Source organism: Marinobacterium profundum (assembly GCF_001528745.1).
Classification (GTDB): Bacteria; Pseudomonadota; Gammaproteobacteria; order Pseudomonadales; family Balneatricaceae; genus Marinobacterium_A; species Marinobacterium_A profundum.
In genome coordinates, this window is record NZ_BCNS01000102.1 from 45,173 (window position 1) to 67,016 (window position 21,844).

The following is a 21,844-nucleotide window of genomic DNA, read 5'->3' on the forward strand; positions in this document are numbered from 1 at the left end:
CCTTCAAACTTTCGAGGATTCTTTGATGACCCAGTTACAATCCAAGATCAATCCGCGCAGCGACGAGTACCGTCACAAGTACGACGCCATGGCCAAAGCCGTGGGCGATCTGCGCGAAAAGGTCGCCACCGTGGAACAGGGCGGCGGCCCGGCTTACCAGGCGCGCCACACCGCCCGCGGCAAGTTGCTGCCCCGCGAGCGCATCAATCGCCTGCTGGATGAGGGTTCGGCCTTTATCGAACTGTCTCAGCTCGCCGCCTACAAGGTGTACGAGCATGATGTGCCGGCTGCCGGCATCATCACCGGCATAGGCCGCGTTTCGGGTCTGGAGTGCATGATCATTGCCAACGATGCCACCGTTAAAGGCGGCACCTACTTTCCGCTGACGGTGAAAAAACACCTGCGGGCCCAGGAGATCGCCGAGCAGAACCACCTGCCCTGCATCTACCTGGTGGATTCCGGCGGCGCCAATCTGCCCCAGCAGGATGAAGTCTTCCCGGATCGGGATCACTTCGGTCGCATCTTCTACAACCAGGCGCGCATGTCGGCCAAGGGCATCGCCCAGATCGCCGTGGTGATGGGACTTTGCACCGCAGGCGGCGCCTATGTGCCGGCCATGGCGGACGAATCCATCATCGTGCGCAACCAGGGCACCATCTTCCTGGCGGGCCCGCCGCTGGTAAAGGCCGCCACTGGCGAGGAAGTTTCGGCCGAGGATCTGGGCGGTGCCGATGTGCACTGTCGCGTGTCCGGTGTGGCGGATCACTACGCCGAGAATGACGTGCATGCGCTGCAGATTGCCCGCAGCTGCATCGCCAACCTGAACCGTACAAAGCCCATGGAACTGGCCATAAAGCCGGTGACAAGCCCGCTATACGACAGCGAAGAACTGTATGGCATTGTCGGCACGGATCTTAAAAAGCCTTTCGATGTGCGCGACGTTATAGCCCGGCTGGTCGACGGCTCCGAATTCGACGAATTCAAACAGCTCTACGGCACCACCCTGGTCACAGGCTTTGCCCATATTCACGGCTACCCGGTGGGCATCGTCGCCAACAACGGCATCCTGTTCGCAGAATCGGCCCAGAAAGGCGCCCACTTCATCGAGCTCTGCTGCCAGCGCAAGATTCCGCTGCTGTTCCTGCAGAACATCACCGGCTTCATGGTGGGCCGCAAGTATGAAGCCGAAGGCATCGCCAAACACGGCGCCAAGATGGTCACCGCCGTGGCCTGCGCTGATGTGCCCAAGCTCACGGTACTGATCGGTGGCAGCTTTGGCGCCGGCAACTACGGCATGTGCGGCCGTGCCTATAGCCCGAATTTCCTCTGGATGTGGCCCAACGCCCGCATCTCGGTGATGGGGGGCGAACAGGCCGCAGGCGTTTTGGCTACCGTCAAGCGCGATGGTCTGGAGCGCGATGGCAAGGACTGGTCCGTCGAGGATGAGAAAGCCTTCAAGCGACCCATCAGCGAGAAGTACGAAGCCCAGGGTCACCCCTACTACGCCAGCGCCCGGCTGTGGGACGACGGTGTCATAGACCCCGCCCAGACCCGTGATGTCATTGGCATGGGGCTTTCCGCAGCGCTGAACAAGCCCGTCAGCGACAGCAAATTCGGCATCTTTCGGATGTAACCGAGCGGTTGAAACGGGATCTAACGGAGAGCCACATGAGCGATCAAACAGTTCTGCTGGATATTCAGCCCGATGGCGTAGCCCGCCTGACGCTGAACCGGCCCGAGATTCACAACGCCTTTGACGATGCCATTATCCAGCGCCTGACCGAGCATCTGGTCGCGCTAGATGAGAATCCGGCGGTACGGGTGCTGGTACTGGCCTCCAATGGCAAGAATTTTTCCGCCGGCGCCGACTTCAACTGGATGCAGCGCATGGCCGCCAACAGCCACGCAGAAAACCTGCAGGATGCCCTGGGCCTCGCCGGTCTGATGTCGACGCTGAACACTTTCAGCAAACCCAGCATCGCTCTGGTACAGGGGGCCGCCTACGGTGGCGCCGTGGGCCTGGCGGCCTGCTGCGATATCGTCATCGCTACCCAGGCCAGCCGATTCTGCCTGTCTGAGGTGCGCATCGGCCTGACCCCCGCCACCATCAGCCCCTATGTAGTACGGGCCATTGGCGAGCGCCAGGCCAGGCGTTACTTCCAGAGCGCCGAGGCCTTCAGCGCCGCACAGGCACAGCAGTTTGGCCTGGTGCATGAAGTGGTTGAGGACAACGCAGCGCTGCAGTCCGCTTGCGACAGCGTCGTGCAAGCCCTGCGCCGCAACGGCCCCCGTGCCATGCAGGCCGCCAAGGATCTGGTGTTCGCCGTCAGCCAGAAGCCCATCGACAGCGCCCTGATTAACGATACCGCCCGGCGCATCGCCGATATCCGCGTCAGCGACGAAGGCCAGGAAGGGCTCAGCGCCTTCCTGCAAAAGCGCACGCCGAACTGGATCGAGGAATAGAAGCATGTTTAACAAGATTCTGATTGCCAACCGTGGGGAGATCGCCTGCCGGGTGATCAAAACCGCTCACCGTCTGGGGATTCGCTGCGTCGCCGTGTACTCCGAGGCCGACGCCAATGCCCGCCATGTCGCCATGGCGGACGAAGCCTTTCTGCTTGGGCCTGCCCCCAGCAGCGAGAGCTACCTGCGCGCCGACAAGGTCATCGAGATCGCCAAGGCCTGCGGCGCCGAGGCCATACACCCGGGCTACGGCTTTCTGTCCGAGAACACCGGCTTTGCCCGCGCCTGTGAAGACAACGGCATCGCCTTTATAGGCCCGCCCGCGTCGGCCATCGCGGCCATGGGCTCGAAATCCGCCGCCAAGGCCATCATGCAGGATGCCGGCGTGCCGCTGGTGCCTGGCTATCACGGCGATGACCAGACACCGGCCGTCCTCAAGCAGGAAGCCGAGAAATGTGGCTTCCCGCTACTGCTGAAAGCCGTTGCCGGCGGTGGTGGCAAGGGCATGCGCGTGGTCGAGTCACTGTCCGAGTTTGACGAAGCCCTGACCTCCGCCTGCCGCGAGGCGAAGAACGCCTTTGGCAACCCGGACATGCTGATCGAGCGCTACCTGACGCAGCCACGTCACGTCGAGATTCAGGTGTTCTGCGACAGCCAGGGCAACGGCGTCTACCTGGCCGAGCGCGACTGCTCGGTGCAACGCCGCCACCAGAAAGTGATCGAAGAAGCGCCCGCCCCTGGGCTGTCCGACGCCACCCGCAAAGCCATGGGCGAAGCCGCGGTACTGGCCGCCCAGGCTATCGACTATGTTGGTGCCGGCACCGTCGAGTTCCTCTACGATGTCGACGGCTCCTTCTTCTTTATGGAAATGAACACCCGCCTGCAGGTGGAACATCCGGTCACCGAGATGATCACCGGGCAGGACCTGGTGCAGTGGCAGCTGCTGATTGCCGCTGGCGAACCGCTGCCACAGCAGCAACACGAAATCTGCATCAACGGCCACGCCTTTGAAGCCCGCATCTATGCTGAAGACCCGGATAATGACTTCCTGCCTGCCACCGGGCGTCTGAGCTATTTGCGCACCCCGACCGAATCAGACCATGTCCGGGTTGATACAGGCGTGATTGAGGGCGATGAAGTCAGCGTTTATTACGACCCCATGATCGCCAAGCTGATTGTCTGGGACGATAACCGTGAACGCGCCCTTGCCCGCCTGGCCAAGGCACTGGGTGAATACCGCATTGGCGGCATCAAGACCAACGTGCGCTTTTTGCGTAACCTGGCCCTGGCCGCGCCCTTCAAGGCCGCAGAACTGGACACCGGCTTTATCGACAAGCACCAGAGCCTGCTGTTCCCGCCGGCTAAGCTCGACACCTCCGAATGCCTGCTGATGGCTGCCTGTTTCTTTTTGCAAAGCGACAAGGCGAGTTGCACCACTGGCAAGGACCCCTACTCGCCCTTTGCGCGTCAAACCAGCTGGCGCCTTAACTCCAGTTTTGCAAGGCCCATGCAGCTCGTACAGGCTGAGCAGCGGCATGACCTGAGCATTCTGGAACAGGAATGCGGCTACGAGATAAGCCTGGATGGTGCCCGATACAAGGTTAATGCCGCACTGCGCGACGACACCCTGGATGTGGTCATCAATGGCCACCGCCGTACCCTTTTCGGCTATCGCAATAACAACCTGTTGACCCTGATGGACCAGGGCGAACAGTTTAGCTGCCAGCTGCACGTCGAAAGCTTTGGCGAAACCGATCACCATAGCGATGCGTCCCTCGCAGCACCCATGAACGGCGCCGTGGTTGCCGTACTGGTGGAGCCAGGTCAGGCCGTCAGCAAGGGTGACACTCTTGTGGTGATGGAAGCCATGAAGATGGAGCACAGCATCCGAGCGCCACGCGACGGCATTGTCAGCGCGGTCTTCTTTGCCGAGGGCGAGCTTGTGGCCGACGGTGCCGAGCTGGTGTCCCTGGTGGTCGAAACCGAGGAGGCCTCCTGATGGCATTACCCACTGACGTTCGACTGGTGGAAGTCGGCCCGCGGGACGGGCTGCAAAATGAAGCCAGCCAGATCAGCACGGCGGTCAAAATTGAACTGGTAGCGCGCCTGGGCGCCGCCGGTATCCGCCATATCGAGGCCGCCAGCTTTGTGTCCCCCAAGTGGGTGCCGCAGATGGCAGACTCCCTTGAGGTGATGGCAGGTATCGAACGCCGCAAAGGCGTGATCTACGCTGCGCTGACGCCCAACCTCAAGGGATTTGAAGGCGCCCTGGCAAGTGGCGTGGATGAGGTAGCGGTTTTCACCGCTGCCTCCGAAGCCTTTACCCAGAAGAACATTAACTGCTCCATCGCCGAGAGTCTCAGCCGTTTCACCCCGGTGATTGAGGCAGCCAAAGCCAACGGCATCCGGGTGCGCGGCTACGTCTCCACCGTGCTGGGCTGCCCCTACGCCGGCGACATAGCGCCTGCCCAGGTGGCAGCGGTGTCCCGCGAACTGCTGGATATGGGCTGCTTTGAAATATCCCTGGGGGACACTATCGGCACCGGTACGCCGGTGAAAGCCAAGCGCATGCTAGAGGCCGTGGCCCGCGAGGTGCCCATCAGTCAACTGGCGGCGCACTTTCACGATACCTACGGCCAGGCGCTGGCCAATCTCTATGCGGTACTGGAAGAAGGCCTCGCTGTAGTGGATGCCTCTGTTGCAGGTCTTGGCGGCTGCCCCTACGCCAAGGGCGCCTCCGGCAATGTGGCCAGCGAAGATGTGATCTACCTGCTGCAGGGCCTGGGTATCAATACCGGCATCGATCTGGAACTGCTGGCCCAAACCGGTAACTGGATCAGTGCCCAGCTGGGCCGCAACAATGGCTCCAAGGTAGGCCAGGCCATGGCCTGTAGCGGCTGACACATCAACGTCGCTACCCGCCGGGGAGCGGGCTCCTGCAGGAGTGCGCTCCGCGAGCGAATGGTTCGTCTCCACACCCTCGTCGCCCTTCGCCCGGAGACCGGGCATTCACATTGCCGATCAGTTATGTGCCGCCAACAGCTCGTAGCTGCGCAACCGATGTTCAAAATCATGGGTTACCGTCACCAGGCCGATCTCGTTTGTGCCGTAACGCTCACTCAGACTCTGCAAACGCGCCAGACACTGCTGTGGTGAACCACAGACCACCGAGGCCAGGGTTTGGTCAAAATATGCCTGATCCGACGGCCCAAGTTTTGCTTTTAAATCAAGTGATTCACTGGGGGACTTAATTGTATCCCGCACCCCGTAACGAAAAGCTTTTACCTTCCAGTACACCTGGGAGGCCGCCAGGTATTCCGCTTCCTCCCGTGTATCCGCACAGACAGCCGCTACCGCAATCAGTGTCTCGGGGTCTCCTGCGTGACCCGCTTCACGCCAGGCGTTCTGGTAGTCGTGCACTATGCTCACAGGCCTGTCTTCGGGACCAATAAAGAGCGCCAGCGCCATCTTCATACCCACCTCTCCTGCCAGCTCTGCACTGCCGCCACTGGAACCCAGCATCCAGAGCTCGGGACAGGGTGATTCATCCGGCATGACCTGCAATTCATGGTACGGATGATGATCCGGTATGCTGCGGGTCAGAAAACCCTTGAGTAATGCTACCTGCTGAGCGTAATGGTCTTCCCGCGCCTGAGCGTAAGGATAGGCCAGGGCATGACTGGCCAGGCCATCACCGCCCGGCGCACGGCCGATACCCAGGTCGATACGCCCGGGAAAGAGCGTTTCCAGCAGCTTGAACTGTTCGGCCACCTTGTAGGGACTGTAGTGCGGCAGCATCACGCCGCCGCTGCCCACGCGCATGCGCTCGGTAATACTGGCGATATGGCTGATCAGAATTTCGGGGCTGGGGCCGGCAAAATTGACGCTGTTGTGATGCTCTGCCACCCAGTAGCGAGCGTAACCTGCCTGTTCGCAGGCCTGTGCCAGCCTGGCGGAAAGCGCCACTGCAGAAAGTGGTTGCGGCTTGCCGGGTACCGGCGATTGATCGATAACGGTGAGTTTGAGAGTCATAACAGAGTGAGCCCGAATCCTTAAACCTTGGGACACAGCGGCCGCAGGTCTGGCCGCTGCAGGGTTAGGAGGCTATCCGAGAATGCTGGCCGTAGCGAGAGCCGGCTGATTTGAACTGGTTTTTGCGATGCTTTAAGGCGAATAGTGGCTCTATTTAACGCAAAGCAGCACGAAAAACAGCCAAGCTCAGGTGGCTCGCAGTAGGTTAAGTATTGTCGGACAGCCTCCAAAGCTAAACGAATCAGGCTCTTGTAGCCATGCCATCAAGGTAATGTCCGGCCTTATCTGAACATCCGCCAGGCCAAGCCCGAAAGCACCAGCAGCAAAGCATAAACGAGCACATAACAAAGACTGGCCGGCCCTGAGTGACCGACCAGTTCAAGCGCCAGTGCATCCTCCAGCCAGGACCAGAGCGGTATCAGCAAAATCGTTAGCACCAGAGCCGGCGGGGGCCAGCAGCAGCAACACTGCCAGCAATTTGAAACATCCGCCGACTCTGGTCATCCGGCCCCCGCACAGCGGTTCTCCGGCACCTTCAGGCTCAGGCTGTAATAGGTGTAGGGCTTGCCACCCACATGGGGCAACGGCACCCACCAGAGCAGCCAGTCGGCGGCATATTTACGCACCCTGACCGGCACCGCAGGCCCGTCACAACTGGGGGTATTCAAACTGACGCTATGCACACGATCAGCCCAGCGGGGAATCCAGCGTGCCTGCTGCTCGAAACACCTCTGCCATGCATTTAGCCCCGCAGATGAGCCGACTGCGGCCTGCTCGGCCGCAAAACAATCCCCCACCAGTGGGTGAACCAGGCGCACAAAGTTATAGTGCGTATCGGTGCGCCCGCGGGCCAGCTCAAGGCCAGCAGCATCACGCAATATGATCTCAGCCCCCGGCACAAAACCCTGGCCGACTGCCGAGCCGGACACCTGGACGCTGATGGAAAAGGCGGCATGGGTGGCGCCATGCCAGTAGCCATAACCCAGTACCACCAAGGCGATCAGCACTGACAGCACAAAGAAACGCTTCATCCCCAATATCCAGAGCCAGTGCCCTGACACCGGATCACATCACCCAGGACGTGACATCTCGGCGAGCTTACTGAGCAGCATTTTAAGAATGTGCCGCCGTGTGATAACGCCGATAACCCGACGCTGCGCGTCCAGTACCGGGTAGGATTTGGGCTTCTGATTGGGTATTGGGCTGAGCATCTGCCGCGCCAGATCCAGCGGAGTAACCGCCAGCGCCACAGTCAGCACATCGGTACGCATGATATCTCGCACATTGGCAACACGCTGATTGTGATAGACCACCTGAATGGTGACCTGCAAACACTCCTGCTCCGAAATCCAGCCCACCAGCTCGCGGTTTTCATTTACCACAGGCCCCCCCAGCATGGCTTTCTGGATGAGTTTCGCCGACGCCTCATCCACCTGCATATCGGGCGTAATGATGGCAAAGTCAGTACTCATATATTCACGAATTGAACCTGAATCCATCGCTATAACCTCAATCTGGTCAGTCTGAAATCAGCCGGACGAGCTACCAGCCCGGCCATGACAGCGACTCCGGATACATTTTATCTGTTGCACCGAAAGAGCAGATGCACCGCTGTAACCGCACTTGCCTGCAACACACTGGCTGCGCATGGTCGGATTGACGCCAAGCGCCATTAACCACCGAGCCACGGTTAAAACATAGCCTATGGCCTGCAAACTGCCCCCCCTGCGGCCCGCCCTTTGGGTTACACTCCTGTCTGGCCGTTGTCAGACGGCTTTTATGGCCATGCAAGGAGCCCGTGTGCAGCAAGTTATTTCGGTTAAGAATATCAACAAGACCTATGCCTCCGGATTTACCGCGCTGCATGATGTCAGCCTCGATATCCGCCGCGGCGAGATCTTTGCACTACTAGGTCCCAACGGGGCCGGCAAGACTACGTTAATCAGCATTATCTGCGGTATCGTCAATGCCACCCGTGGTACCGTCAGCGCCGATGGGCACGACATCAAGACTGATTACCGGGCCGCCCGCAGCAAGATTGGACTGGTACCCCAGGAGCTGGCGACCGATGCCTTCGAAAGTGTGCTGGCGACGGTAAAATTCAGCCGCGGCCTGTTTGGCAAGGCGCCCAATCCCGCCTATATCGAACAACTCTTGCGCCAGCTATCTCTCTGGGAGAAACGGGACTCGCGCATTATGGCGCTATCCGGCGGCATGAAGCGCCGCGTCATGATCGCCAAGGCGCTGTCCCACGAACCCGCCATTTTGTTTCTTGATGAGCCCACCGCCGGCGTCGATGTGGAGCTGCGCCGGGACATGTGGAACATGGTGCGAGGGCTACAGGAAAGGGGTGTGACCATCATTCTCACCACCCATTACATAGAGGAAGCTGAGGAGATGGCGGATCGTATAGGTGTCATCAACAAGGGCCGGCTGGTGCTGGTGGATGACAAAACGGCTCTGATGGAAAAACTCGGTACCAAGCAGCTGAGCCTGCACCTGCAAACACCGCTGGACGTTCTGCCAGCCTCCCTGGCCTCCTTCCAGCTTGAACTCAGCGCAGACGGACAGCACCTGACCTACAGCTTCGATGCCCAGCATGAAAACACCGGTATCACCGAGCTGATGCGCGCTCTCAGCGCCCAGGGACTGGACTTCAAGGACCTGCATTCCAAACAGAGTTCGCTGGAAGAGATCTTCGTTAATCTGGTAAGAGAACAGGCATGAATTTTTACGGTATAGCGGCGATTTACAAATTCGAGATGGCAAGAACAGGCCGCACTCTGATGCAAAGCATTGCCTCCCCCGTACTGTCGACATCGCTGTATTTCATCGTCTTTGGTACCGCCATAGGGGCGCGCATGGGCGACATCGACGGCATCAGCTACGGCGCCTTTATTATCCCGGGCCTGCTGATGCTGTCGCTGCTGAGCGAGAGCATTTCCAATGCCTCTTTTGGTATCTTCTTTCCCAAATTTTCCGGCACCATCTACGAGGTGCTGTCTGCACCGGTCTCGCCCTTTGAAATTGTTGCAGGCTACGTCGGGGCTGCTGCCAGCAAGTCGATCATCCTCGGGCTGCTGATTCTCGCCACCTCGCGCCTGTTCGTTGATTACAGCATTGAGCACCCTGTCTGGATGCTGGCGTTTCTGGTGCTCACCGCCATCACTTTCAGCCTGTTTGGCTTTGCCATTGGCATCTGGGCTGACGATTTTCAGAAGCTGCAGATTATTCCGCTAATGGTCATCACCCCACTCACCTTTCTGGGCGGTGCCTTTTATTCCATCAACATGCTCCCAGAGCCCTGGCAGAGCCTGACGCTGTTCAACCCGGTGGTCTACCTGATCAGCGGCTTTCGCTGGTCGTTTTACGGCGTATCCGATGTGAATATCATCCTGAGCCTGTCGATGACTTTGATATTCATGGCACTGTGCCTGGCCGTTATCGGCTGGATTTTTCGCACCGGCTACCGCATCAAGCCCTGAGCCGACCCAGCACAAAGTGCGCAGTGCTCCCGGTAGCCTGAAACCTGCGCCGCAACCCTGCACGCGAGATCAGGGGTTGTGGCGCACATAGGCTTCGCCGTTCCAGCGATACAGCGGGAAAGTTGCGAAACCGGGGCCCCCGACCTCAATATCGGGCCAGCCCTGATTGCTACTTTCCTTGATCACCGGAACACCCACCGATTCGACAAGAACCCGCCAGCCGCTCGGCTCCCGGGTCAGCAGCACAAAATATTGCGCAGTATTGCCATAGCAAAACAGACTGCTTTCTGTCACCCAGGCTTCCTGTTGTCCATCGCCATTCAAATCCACCAGCTCTGCCATGCCGGGCTGATAAGACATAGTCACAGGTTCTTCGTGACAGTGCTGATACTGGCCATTGCCGGCCAGGCTAAAACCCGCCGCATCAAATAGCGCCGCCGCCTCGCTGGCGGACAAACCTTCCACCACACTGTTGCCCTGTACCGGCCCAACCGCCAATAGAGATGCCGCTGTCACACAAGCGTAGGCCAACGACAACAATTTTTTGGCGTCCCCAATTAAGTCACTTTGACCAGATTTCATAACAAGTACTCCCCTGCCGGAGCGAACCCGCTGATAAAATGCTGCGGACAGCACTTAAGGGTAAAGCCCGCACCCATTCGCTGCCCTTTAGTATGGCTGCCTGCCCTCTGGCTTCAAGCACCACTCAAACACCCTGCATGGAATAAAGCAGACAGACTGCATTCTGTGACACCTCATCCGTGACAAGTGATTCATCCACCACTGACAGTCTCAGAGCAATCCGAATGAAGATATTGCAGCGCAACATAAGTGTCTCTTGAAACCGACTATAACAATTATATCGACAGTGACACTTTCGGAATAACCATTCAATAATTTAGTGAAAATTCGAAAAAATTGCAGCTTTATGATCGTTTTTGCTCATTAACACAGTTGTTTAACTTTCATGTTGCCATGCACATAAAGCACTACAAAAACTTGTGCATGTGCGTTATAACATCGTTTGCGTCGACACTGCCATGCGCACAAATCACCGACACAAGGACAGGTAAATACCATGAAGTCAGCTCTTAGCCATTTTGACGGCCAATTAAAAGCCGCGTGCATAGCGCAGCAACAATCAGGGCAGCACAACGCTAAGACCCGCCTTCTCGCGGCAGCTATTCTAGCCACAGCAGGTCTGGCATCAGTAGGCTTTACAGCTCAGGCCATGGCAGCAACGGCAAAGACCGACAGTACCGCCACCTCTGTCGCTGCCCAGCCCACCGCCTTGCCTGCAATGGACGCTGACATCAAACGCACCTCAGTGTCGGGGCTGTCATCCGGCGCTTTTATGACCTCGCAGCTGTATGTGGCCTATTCGGACATCATGGTCGGTGCAGGCATCATCGCTGGCGGCCCATACCTGTGCGCCAAATCCTGGTCGCTAAACCCGCTGGTCATCAATGCCACCACCACCTGCATGAGCCCACTCACCCCCGCGGTCGGCCCCAACACGCCGCTGCTGGTAAAGCTCAGCCAGGCACTGGAAAAGACCGGCGACATAGCATCGCTGGACAATCTGAAAGACGATCACCTCTATATATTCAGTGGTCAGAAAGACAAAACAGTCACCACTGCTGTGGTTGATCAGACCGAGAAATACTTTGAAGACGTCGGAGTCCCGGCCAGCGCCATTCAGTACGACACCAGCGTCGCCGCAGGCCACGCCATGATTACCAACAGCAGCAGGGACACCGACTGTCCGTTGACAGCCGCACCCTATATCAATGACTGCAACTTCGAACAGTCGACCCGAATTCTCGATCAGATTTACCCCGACATGAAAGCGCCTGCCACCTTGCTGAGCAGCGACGTGCTGGCGTTTGACCAAGCCGCCTTTCTGGACTCCAAAACCACCAGCATGAGTGACACGGCCTACGCCTATATTCCGGCCACCTGCCAGGCCGGCAAGCAATGCGCGGTGCATGTGGTGTTCCACGGCTGCAAGCAAGGGGCTGCGGTCATCGGCGACAAGTATTACGCCGACACCGGCTACAACTATATGGCCGAGGCCAACGACCTGATCGTGCTCTACCCGCAGGTTGAGCCCTCCAATGGTGCGCCGCTTAACCCCGAAGGCTGCTGGGATTTCTGGGGCTATTCATCCCCAACCGATGCAGAACCGGATTTCTATTCGCGCAAGGCGCCACAGATTAGTGCGGTGTACCGCATGATTGAACGTCTTTCTCAACCCCGTGCCCACTGAGACACAACGTAAAAATAACAGGAGACCTGTGATGACCCAAACCTCACCGCTGATAGACCCGAATCTGACCGATGCCTTGCAGCACTGGAATCAGCACTGCGCCCAGAGCCGACAGAATGCCCTTATCCTGCTGAACGCCATCACTCCGCTAAAGGATCAGATTCAGGTCACCGGGCAAATACTGGAGGCGGCCCAGAAGACCAACTGGCTGGAAGCAAGCACCAAACTTGCGGACCCGACCACACTGGCCGGAGCCTTCAGTGAATTGGCGGACATACAGATAGCGGCGCTCATAAAAATGCAGGAGGGCTACAGCGCCTTTCTGAAAACCACTCAGGCATCGAGCGATCAGCTGAGTGCGCTGGGCAAGGATGCCGACTCCCCACAGGCACTGCTGGCCGCAAGCCTTGAGACCAGCCTGAACATCCTGCAGCAGTACGAAGCAGATGCCACTGAAGAAGCTAGCAGCATGAGCGCCATTCAGGCCGCCTACCGCGCCTGGCTGCAGAAAAACCTGCAGGCCTTCGGCGGCGTCTAAGCCAAGCCCTCAAACCTGGGCCGCCCGGCCCAGGCTTTCCCACTGATGTTCGCAGTAATCCTCATCGACAATCCGTCTCAGGGCCAGACAACCCCTTCGCTACAATCCGCCACATGCAGTACATTGTTGCGAGCATCGTTGGGGATATACACTTGGTTGACGGCGGATTTGGCGTAGATCATTTGTTTGCACTGGGCACTCTGACCAGGCCCCACCACCAGTTTTGCACCCACCTTCAGAGTGCAGGCGCTCATGCGGTCCAGCTCACTCCAGGACGGGCAGATACTGTTATCTTCGCGATACTGAAGGCGCGGCCCCACAGGTACCTGAAACGACCACCAGCTGCCATAACGGGTATAGTCCCGCGCACTGTCCCAGACCCGATACACGGTCACCGGTTGCTGCGCCATGAGCACCTGACCTGCGCAGAGCTCGCCTGCACCACTGGCCCCAAGGGCTTCCTGCAGCAAGGCATCATCCGACACCACCGCAAGACCCGGTGGCGGGCTATTAATCTGTCCGACACAGGCCACACCATCAATACCCGCAAGCACCCGTGAATCAGGCTGTTTATCGCCACTGTCGAAACCGGCACAGCCGGTCAGCAACAGCAGCAGACCCATTCCGGCGCCTCGCATCACGCGTCCTTGTATACCCACGGCGAACTCCTTTTCATGCAGACAATTATTATTAGCAGACAGCAGTAGCTAGCAGCCAGACGGGCTCAGCAAACAGAATAGACGACGCCAAAACAGGAACAAAAGCCGGCACTGAATATCAGGCCTCACTCAGGCCGTATTTTTTGATTTTTCGGTGCAGTGTCGAGCGGCTGATACCCAGCGCCTGGGCTGCACGCAGTACCACCCAGCGATGCTGTTGCAGCGTCGCCAGAATACGGGCCTGCTCGCCCTGCTCAGCGGCCGTAACGGGATTACTGTCTTGACCTATGCCGCCCAGAGAGACCAGCCTTCCCGGAAGCGGCTGCTGCGCAGAGACATCGGCCTGCGGCAAAAATACAGCACCCTCAAGGGTAGGGGTTCCCATCGTCAGGGGTTCACCGGGGGCCTGCGGAAACACCTCGTCGGGCAGATCAGTAATGCGCAGGGCACGTCCATCACACATGCACAGAGCAAATTGCAGCGCATTTCTAAGCTGGCGGATATTGCCTGGCCAGTGGTAAGCCCCCAGCACCTGCAACGCAGGTTCATCCATCTGGATAGCGTCGGATTCGCGCAATTGTCCGAAAACCTTTTCGATCAGGGCCAGGCGGTCCTGGCGTTCACGCAGCGCCGGCAAACCAATGCGCACACCACTGATACGGTAATACAGATCCTCGCGAAACTCGCCCAGACCCACCGCTTCGATCAGATCCCGGTGAGTCGCGCATATAACGTGCAGATCCACCGTGACCGGCTTGATCTGCCCCAAGGGCGTGATTTCCCGTTCTGCCAGCACCCGCAGCAGACGCGCCTGCAGTATCAGCGGCATGTCGCCTATTTCATCCAGAAACAGGGTACCGCCGTTGCTGGCCTCGATCTTGCCGACCTTTCCGCCCTTCAGACCGCCCGTGAAAGTACCGGCGCTGTAACCAAACAACTCGCTTTCTATCAGGGACTCGGGGATCGCAGCGCAATTAAGCGTAACGAACGGTTTGTCATGTCGCGCACTGCTGGCATGAATCGCCCGGGCCCAGACTTCCTTGCCGGTGCCGGTCTCGCCCTGCAATAAAATGCAGATATCCCGGTTCAGTACCCGGTGGCAGATATCGGCATTGCGCTGCAAGGATGGATCCGTGCCAGCGGCCTGATAAAGCGGTGAGTCGAGGCAGGGCCTAGGGATTGCACCCGAGACGGCTGGTGCTGGTGCCACTGACACAGGCGCGCGCCGCGTCTCGCCCGCCAGTCGCATCAGCCAGCAGCCATTGCTACCGCCGTGCTGCAAGGAACAGGGCGCGCGCTGCACCTCCTCCAGGCTGGCACCGGTCAGGGCCGCCAACCCTTGCCCGACGATCAGGCAGCGCTCGGAAACACCCAGCTGCATCAGAGCCGCCGAGGTGGCCCCCAGTATCCAGCCTGAATCATTCACCGCCAGCAGCGTATTGGACTGACTGGCATCGGTCAGAGGTGAGCTGACCAGGGCAAGAAGATGATGACGGGCGAAGGCATAACGAAACATGGCCGCCTCGATCTGATCGGCGGTATCACAAACCAGATTCAACGCCAGCCCCTGGCCGATCTTGTCGCCCTGAGCATAGGTCGAGATATCCAGCGCACCTATAATGTTGCCATCGGGCCCGACCAGCGGTGCGGTAGAGCAGCTGAAACGCTGCAGCTCGCGGCCAAAGTGTTCACCGGCATAGACCGTCAGTGCCTTGCCTTCTGTCAGGCAAGTGCCTACGCCATTGGTACCCACCAGGTTTTCGCTCCATACGGAACCTACGCTCAGACCTTTCCCGGCCAGCTCTTCCCCGCGGTTGGAGTCGATATATTCGCGCAGGACAATGCCGCTGGCATCGGTAACCAGTACACAGTAACCGGAATTGCCACCCAGATAACGCAGGCGTTCAAACACGGGCTCTGCCGAATGCAGCAGGCTGTCCTGCAGGCTGCGGGCCTCACTCACCTCGCTGTCGCTCAGCCGTGGTGCTCTTAAGTTACGGCCAGGATCCAGCTGATAATCCTCAATGCAACGCTGCCAGGATCCGAGAATTTCGGGACCCGCCTGCTCAGGTGCGCTGCGCTGCGAAGCAGCCTGTGTTTGGTTTCGCGGAAAATTACGGCTAGTCATGGGAGATTTTGATTTTTCCCGTCTGTTTATTGTTGTTATCTGGCCTATCATAGGCTCGCCGTCAGCCTGATGTCCACTTGCCCGCGGGGACAGCGCCACCTCGGGTCAGGATCCTTAAGCGAGTTGCCCTGCCCTGTTGTCACACTGGGCGAAAAAGGCTTCGAAGTCGATGACGCTGAGTGGGCGGGAAAAGAAGTAGCCCTGGATGGAGTCACAGTCGTGCTGCTGCAGATACTCGTACTGGTCAACACTTTCTACCCCCTCAGCCACCACCTTCATCCCAAGGCGGCGCGCCATCATCAGAATTGCCGACACTATGGCCACATCGCCATTCTGAGTCGGCAAACCATCTATAAAGGCCTTGTCGATCTTGATTTCGTCCAGCGGAAAATCCTTGAGATAGCTCAGCGATGAATAGCCGGTACCAAAATCATCCACCGACAGCTCTAGCCCGAGCTCTTTGAGCTCATGCAGCGTACGGATATTGGACTTTACATTGGACACGGCGATGCTCTCCGTCAGCTCGACGATCACCCTGGAAGGGTTCACCCCGGTTGCGGCTATACACTCACGCACACGGTCAATAAAGTCACCGCTGTTAAACTGCTGACTCGAGACATTGATCGACACGCTTATATCAATGCCGCGGCTATGCCAGTGCGCCGCCTGCTGGCAGGCTGACTTGAAAACCCAGTGCCCGAGTTCCTCCATCAGGCCGCTGCTTTCGGCCACCGGAATAAAGACCACTGGTGAAATAATACCTTTCTCCGGATGCAACCAGCGCAGCAGGGTTTCGGCTCCCACCACCCGGCGGCTGCGGGCATCAACCTGTGGCTGAAACACAAGAAAGAAGCTGTCATTGGCAAGGCCTCGGCGCAAGTCGCTTTCAAGCAGCATGCGCTCTCGCAAGCGCCGGTTCTCTTCGCTGGAAAAGAACTGCACCTGATATTTACCCGTCAGGCGCGCCTCACTGGCGGCCTGGCTAGCCGACTGCATCAGGGCTTCAGGATCACGACCATCATCCGGATAAGTGGCAATACCAACGCAGGCGTTGACCTGTATATCATGCGCTTCATGGCGCAGTGGGATCTTGAGTACACTGAGTAACCGATTGGCCACAAAAGTGGCTTCACTGGCCCCGCGCAGCCCCGTCAGCACAACGAGAAATTCATCATCGCCGACCTTGGACATGCCACGCCAAATCTCATCATTGCCGGTAAAGGCAACGACGTCCGACGCGCGAACACATTCCAGCAGCTGTGCCGACACCTGCTTGAGAACCTTGTCACAGACGGTGCTGCCATAGGTATCCTGCACCATCCGCAGGCCATGTACATTGAGGTTCAGTACCGCCAGCGCACTCTGCTTGTTTTCGGCGTAGGCCAGGCTCTGCCCCAGACGCACCTGACACAACTTGCGATTCGGCAGGCCGGTGAGCGAATCGTAATACATCAACTGATTCTGATACGCCTTGACGGTAAGAATGTTGCGCAGGCGCAGCGCCAGTTCGCTTTCGTTTACCGGTTTGGACAGAAAGTCTGTGGCACCGAGCTCCAGCGCTCGCAGCTTGCTCTGGGCATCGCTGGACGAGGTGAGCACTATCACCGGCAGATGACGGGTCGCCTCGTGGGCGCGAAGCTTCTCCAGTACTTCGAAGCCATCCACTTTGGGCATCACCAGATCAAGGAACAACAAATCGGGCTGACGCTGGACGATGGTTTCAACCGCGATCTCGGAATTGGTGAAGCCGGTAAAGTTGGTATAGCCCAGATCTTCCAGAAAAATCTGGATCAGATCGATGATAATGGGCTCATCATCCAGCATCATGATAACGGAGTTATTCAGAGGCTGGCGTTGCACTGCTGTCAGTTTGTCCATATGTCCCCACATACCCCTGCTGGTCGGAAACGGCTCATTGACCGACCCCCGCTGTGATTCGCCGGCCAAGATGAATAATGCTGGCAAGCCTATGTTCGATGGCTGCGATATCCTCGGCTCGACACTCATTTTCCAGTTCCGCTGCCTCTTCCGCCAAACTGTCAAAACCAATGGACCCGCCAGAGCCCTTCATCCAGTGCGCAAGCCCGGCAAGGCGCTGCCAGTCCTGCTGCTCACGCATCACTGCCATCTGCACCAGCTTATCCTGCAGGCTGACAACAAACCGCTGGATCAGGGGTTCAAAACGCGCACCTCTGGAGGCGAGTCTTGAATAGATAGGCGCATCATCGGCATCAGCCTCCAGCACGGCGACCGGCTCAATCTGCGCATAGTGCCGCTCTTGTGCCTGCCGCTGTTCAGGCTGGGCGCCGGCCCAGAGTGCGTTGTTAGCCTGGCGCTGTGCCACTGACGTCTGTGCGTCAAACGCAGAATTCGCGTCAACGGCGATATCGACGTCAGCTAGCGGAGCAGGAGATGCATCAAGCCTGGAAGACAATGTCAGCAAGGTACTCAAATGCAGTGCACAACCCGGTGCATTGGACGCGCGCGCTTCCTGCTCCAACTGCAGTGCAGGCTCGGTCAGAATATCAAAACCGATGCTGCCCCCCGCCCCCTTAAGCCAATGCGCAAGATCCGCCAAGGTGGCAAAGTCTTCTGCGGCAATGGCGCTATTCATGGCGGAAACCTGCTCCCGGCAACGAATCACAAAACGGCCAATTAGCGGCTGGAAGCGGGCCTGCTGTGCAAGCCTTGAACGCAGCACTGGCCCTGGGAGTGCAGATGCCGCCACCTTCGGAGGTGACGCACTTGGATGACCTGCTGCAGGAAGCTCGGATGGCATCACTTCCCTGGCATCAAGCAAAGTCGCCATCAGCGCCAGCAGAGCGTCTATATCAATGGGCTTGGTCATGTAATGACTGTAGCCGGCCTCTATACAGCGATCTTCTATGCCCGTCATGGCATGTGCGGTGAGCGCAACCACCGGCTGATCCAGCGCCAGTTCACGCATGCGGCGCACGGCACTAAAGCCATCCAGCACCGGCATTTCAACGTCCATAAGAATGACATCAAAATGCGACTGCTTAGCCAGTTCCAGCGCCTGGGCACCATTATTGGCTGTCTGCACGCGTAGACCCTCATCCTCCAACACCAGACGCACCAGATCCCGATTTTCGAAACCGTCATCGACCACCAGAATATCGCAGGGCGCAAAATCCCAGTGCCGCTCAGCAACGGCCGCAGCTATCTCGGACGTGGTTTCTTCATGGGCGCCGGGAGCGATCCAGCTCGCCTTCGACAGATCACCGGTGGCAATCTCGACCCGAAACAGACTGCCAATACCAGGCTCACTGCTGACTCTGATATCGCCCCCCATCGCCAGTGCAAACTTGTGGCTGATCGCCAGGCCCAGGCCCGTGCCACCAAAGCGGCGAGTAATGGAACTGTCTGCCTGCACAAAGGGCTGAAAAATTTTCACCGCCTGCTCTGAGGTCATGCCTATACCGGTATCCTCGACGCCGATCTGCAGCAAGCCCGTATTCTGCGGATGCATCCTGACGCTGATCGTCACACCGCCGCTTTCGGTAAATTTGATCGAGTTGCCGATCAGGTTGGTAAGAATCTGCCGCAACCGAACCCCATCCGCCTGGATGCTTTGCGGGATGGATGACTCCACCACCAGCTCCAGATACAGGCCTTTTTCCTGCGCCTTCACGCGCATGAACTGCAGCACCTGGCGGATACTGTCCAGAGTGCTGCATTCGGTCAGCTCCATGTCGAGCTGACCGGCTTCGATCTTGGACAGATCCAGCACATCATTGATCAGATTGAGCAAATAATTGCCGCTGGTGGAAATGGTGGACAGGTGCTTGAGATAATCCTCCTGGCTCTTGTCCCGGCCGCGACGCAGCAGTTCGGTAAAGCCCAGAATGGCATTCATGGGCGTGCGTATTTCATGACTCATGGTCGCGAGGAAATCACTTTTGGCCTTGTTGGCGCTTTGCGCCTCATCCCGTGCCTTGCGCAGTTCCAGCTCTTTCTCCTCAAGCAAAGTGACATCATCAAAACTGATGAGCGCGCCCCCCACTTTGCCTTCGGCGGCCATTACCGGCGAGCAGTTGACCATAAAGGTCTTGCGCGTACCCGCGCCCAGATCCAGACGCAGCAGCAAACTGGTTTCGACCCGACCGTGTTCCAGGGCGCTATCCCAGGGCATGGCATCGGCAAGCGCGGCACCAGCCTCATCTATCCAGGGCAGGGATCCCACACTCACACCCATCAGGCTGTCGGGCTCCTTGCCAAGCAGAACCTCGAACGCCTGGTTAGCCAGCACTATGTTCTGCTTGGTATCCACCACCACCAAACCTTCAGCCATGGTATCCAGCGCTGATCGCACTCGCCCGGGGATAGCCTGGGATGGATCCAGATGCTTGAGCATTTTGCCCAGATAGAAGTAAAAGGCGACAAAACACACCAGCGAGAGCAAAGATACGAACATCAGCATGGGGTTCAGCAGCACACCCAGCAACCCGGCAAAGCCCACAGGCTCAAAGGCAAATTCCACCTGCCCCCACACCGAATCACCTGCATAGAGCGGTACAGCGAGGAATTGATCACTGGATCCATTGGCCAACATCGGTGACCAGACCGCATCGTGGGCGCCAACTTTTGTCATCAGCCGTCCGTCGCTGCGCCGCACACCCAGACTAATGATCTGCGGGTTTCGCTGCTTGAGCACCTTGAGGGTACTTTCCAATCGCAACAGATCGGACTGGGTAATCAGCATGGACGCATTGATGGCCACTGTTTCTGCCACCCGCAACCTTTCCTGACGCTTGAGATCTTGGCTGTTAGGCAAAAAGCCCACGAAGAACGCCAGCAACACCAGACAGAACAGAATGCTCACCTGACCTAGCGCAATGCGTGCCTTGGCACTTTGCTTGCCGAAAATTCGATCGATCAATGTACACCCTGCCCTTTTCCGGTCGCAGCGCCGGCGCTGTCGGTAGTGTTTATGCGATGGTCTTCCAGAATGGACTGCAGCGACTCCTTGTCATCAACACCCAGGTGCCCTGTCTGGGCCAGCACGGGCAATGGATCAACAAAGCGCCAGGCCGGCAGAGAAGTCATAACACTGCTGAGCAGCACGCCGCTGCGAAGCAGCCAGACCACATAACCCGCCGAAAGGCCTGCGGAGACAACCAGCCCGCCACCGAGAATAAAGTCTTCCAGCTCAGAGTGCTCGTTAAGTTCCTGCTCAAGCCTTTCCAGATCCGTAATCAAACCGCTGCTGAGCATGGCGGCAAAACTGTCATCGAGTTTTTTCCAGGCGCCATAAAGGTTGGCCTGCTCGACCAGGGCGTTGCGTTCCTGGGCCTCATTGGACAGCAAAAGCAACTGTCCTGGCTGCATGTCATTCAACACGGCAAACCGCAAAGCCGTTGCACCTTCGCGCAGTGGTAGCACCGCGAAATCCTGCACATCTTCAGCCTCGCTCTCTTGCGTATCCACCGTGACTTCAATGCCCTCGCCGCCGTCACCCTGCCCCGCACCAGACCCTGATCCTGCACCCGAACCCGAACCCGAACCCGAACCGGGAATTGAGATCAGATCCGCAGGCAAGCCCGGCACTAACCCGACGGGCACAGTGATAGCCGGCGGCGACGTGACAAACAACTGTGCCTGCATTGACTCACGCTGACCAAAGCCATCGGTATAGCTAACCCGCACGCTAATCTCGGTACCATAATCCTGTGTTTGCAGTACGTAGCTGTCGGTGAACCCAGACGCAATCACCACACCGTTACGTAACCACTCATAATGCATCGGCCCCATGCCATCGTCATCACTGATCAGCGCAGTTGCCTGCAGTGTTTCGCCAGCAATCAAAGGCCCGCTAAGTGTCACAGTGCCCGCCGGCGCATCGTTCATATTCGCGACGGGACCGAGCGCGTTGGAGACCACCGCCTCCGCCGTACCGTAGCCATCGACGTAGCTGGCACGCACGCTAATGCTGGTGTTCACATCCGCATCGCCCAGGGTATAGGTCGTGCCGGTCGCACCGCCGATGGCGACGCCATTACGCAGCCACTGGTAACTGATAGCCCCAAGACCATCGATGTCCGCCAGGTCATTGCTGACACTAAGGGTCTGATCTTCGGTGGGCGTGCCGCTCAGAGTTACCGTGCCCGTCGGCGCATCATTGATATTCGCGACGGGACCGAGCGCATTGGAGACCACAGCCTCCGCCGTACCGTAGCCATCGGTGTAGCTGGCACGCACGGTGATACTGGTGTTCACATCCGCATCGCCCAGGGTATAGGTCGTGCCGGT

17 protein-coding genes are annotated in these 21,844 nt (G+C 58.2%); 8 read left to right on the forward strand and 9 right to left on the reverse strand.

What is annotated here, in order from left to right; all coding sequences use genetic code 11:
• Positions 1-25: 25 nt before the first annotated feature.
• The 4 genes from MPRO_RS09795 to MPRO_RS09810 are packed head-to-tail and all read left to right on the forward strand — an operon-like array spanning position 26 to position 5,364.
• Positions 26-1,633, forward strand: a complete 1,608-nt coding sequence (locus tag MPRO_RS09795) for a carboxyl transferase domain-containing protein (protein WP_067291147.1) — start codon at positions 26-28, stop codon at positions 1,631-1,633.
• 35 nt (positions 1,634-1,668) lie between these two features.
• Complete coding sequence (locus tag MPRO_RS09800) at positions 1,669-2,463, forward strand: enoyl-CoA hydratase/isomerase family protein (protein WP_067291149.1); 795 nt, start codon at positions 1,669-1,671, stop codon at positions 2,461-2,463.
• A 4-nt stretch (positions 2,464-2,467) separates the two neighbouring features.
• Positions 2,468-4,462 carry an acetyl/propionyl/methylcrotonyl-CoA carboxylase subunit alpha gene (locus MPRO_RS09805; protein WP_067291151.1) on the forward strand — a complete coding sequence of 665 codons (1,995 nt, stop codon included), beginning with the start codon at positions 2,468-2,470 and terminating at the stop codon, positions 4,460-4,462.
• Positions 4,462-5,364 carry a hydroxymethylglutaryl-CoA lyase gene (locus MPRO_RS09810; protein ID WP_067291153.1) on the forward strand — a complete coding sequence of 301 codons (903 nt, stop codon included), beginning with the start codon at positions 4,462-4,464 and terminating at the stop codon, positions 5,362-5,364. Before MPRO_RS09805 ends, MPRO_RS09810 begins: the two co-directional genes overlap by 1 nt.
• A 120-nt stretch (positions 5,365-5,484) precedes the next feature.
• On the opposite strand, the gene MPRO_RS09815 is transcribed toward MPRO_RS09810, so the two are convergent.
• From MPRO_RS09815 to MPRO_RS09825, 3 genes are all read right to left on the reverse strand, one after another.
• Complete coding sequence (locus MPRO_RS09815) at positions 5,485-6,495, reverse strand: LLM class flavin-dependent oxidoreductase (RefSeq protein WP_067291155.1); 1,011 nt, start codon at positions 6,493-6,495, stop codon at positions 5,485-5,487.
• 500 nt (positions 6,496-6,995) lie between these two features.
• Positions 6,996-7,526: a hypothetical protein gene (locus MPRO_RS09820; RefSeq protein WP_067291157.1), complete on the reverse strand. Its 531-nt coding sequence runs from the start codon at positions 7,524-7,526 to the stop codon at positions 6,996-6,998.
• A 39-nt stretch (positions 7,527-7,565) separates the two neighbouring features.
• Positions 7,566-7,994 carry a CBS domain-containing protein gene (locus tag MPRO_RS09825; RefSeq protein ID WP_067291159.1) on the reverse strand — a complete coding sequence of 143 codons (429 nt, stop codon included), beginning with the start codon at positions 7,992-7,994 and terminating at the stop codon, positions 7,566-7,568.
• A gap of 301 nt (positions 7,995-8,295) precedes the next feature.
• On the opposite strand from MPRO_RS09825, the gene MPRO_RS09830 reads away from it, so the two are divergent.
• A complete protein-coding gene (locus MPRO_RS09830) occupies positions 8,296-9,222 on the forward strand; it encodes an ABC transporter ATP-binding protein (RefSeq protein ID WP_082708620.1) in 927 nt (308 codons plus the stop codon).
• Positions 9,219-9,980, forward strand: coding sequence for an ABC transporter permease (locus MPRO_RS09835; RefSeq protein ID WP_067291163.1), 762 nt, complete (start codon positions 9,219-9,221; stop codon positions 9,978-9,980). Before MPRO_RS09830 ends, MPRO_RS09835 begins: the two co-directional genes overlap by 4 nt.
• Positions 9,981-10,049: 69 nt before the next feature.
• Here MPRO_RS09835 and MPRO_RS09840 read toward each other — a convergent pair whose 3' ends face one another.
• Positions 10,050-10,562 carry a hypothetical protein gene (locus MPRO_RS09840; protein WP_158651780.1) on the reverse strand — a complete coding sequence of 171 codons (513 nt, stop codon included), beginning with the start codon at positions 10,560-10,562 and terminating at the stop codon, positions 10,050-10,052.
• Between the two features lie 649 nt (positions 10,563-11,211).
• Here MPRO_RS09840 and MPRO_RS09845 point away from each other — a divergent pair.
• The gene (locus MPRO_RS09845; protein ID WP_067291172.1) at positions 11,212-12,249 is read left to right on the forward strand and encodes an extracellular catalytic domain type 2 short-chain-length polyhydroxyalkanoate depolymerase; all 1,038 of its coding nucleotides are present in this window, start codon (positions 11,212-11,214) and stop codon (positions 12,247-12,249) included.
• A 31-nt stretch (positions 12,250-12,280) separates the two neighbouring features.
• The gene (locus MPRO_RS09850) at positions 12,281-12,787 is read left to right on the forward strand and encodes a hypothetical protein (protein WP_067291176.1); all 507 of its coding nucleotides are present in this window, start codon (positions 12,281-12,283) and stop codon (positions 12,785-12,787) included.
• 77 nt (positions 12,788-12,864) lie between these two features.
• Here MPRO_RS09850 and MPRO_RS09855 read toward each other — a convergent pair whose 3' ends face one another.
• From MPRO_RS09855 to MPRO_RS09875, 5 genes are all read right to left on the reverse strand, one after another.
• Entirely contained in the window at positions 12,865-13,446 is a 582-nt protein-coding gene (locus MPRO_RS09855; protein WP_245635063.1) for a hypothetical protein, read from the reverse strand.
• 118 nt (positions 13,447-13,564) lie between these two features.
• Positions 13,565-15,574 (reverse strand): sigma-54-dependent Fis family transcriptional regulator, encoded by a 2,010-nt coding sequence (locus MPRO_RS09860; RefSeq protein WP_067291183.1) that lies wholly within the window; start codon positions 15,572-15,574, stop codon positions 13,565-13,567.
• Between the two features lie 114 nt (positions 15,575-15,688).
• A complete protein-coding gene (locus tag MPRO_RS09865) occupies positions 15,689-17,452 on the reverse strand; it encodes a putative bifunctional diguanylate cyclase/phosphodiesterase (RefSeq protein WP_067291186.1) in 1,764 nt (587 codons plus the stop codon).
• A gap of 34 nt (positions 17,453-17,486) precedes the next feature.
• Positions 17,487-20,474: a response regulator gene (locus MPRO_RS09870; protein ID WP_067291189.1), complete on the reverse strand. Its 2,988-nt coding sequence runs from the start codon at positions 20,472-20,474 to the stop codon at positions 17,487-17,489.
• On the reverse strand, positions 20,471-21,844 hold a 1,374-nt coding region (locus MPRO_RS09875; RefSeq protein WP_216821281.1), incomplete at its 5' end, for a hypothetical protein. The genes MPRO_RS09875 and MPRO_RS09870, both read right to left, overlap by 4 nt.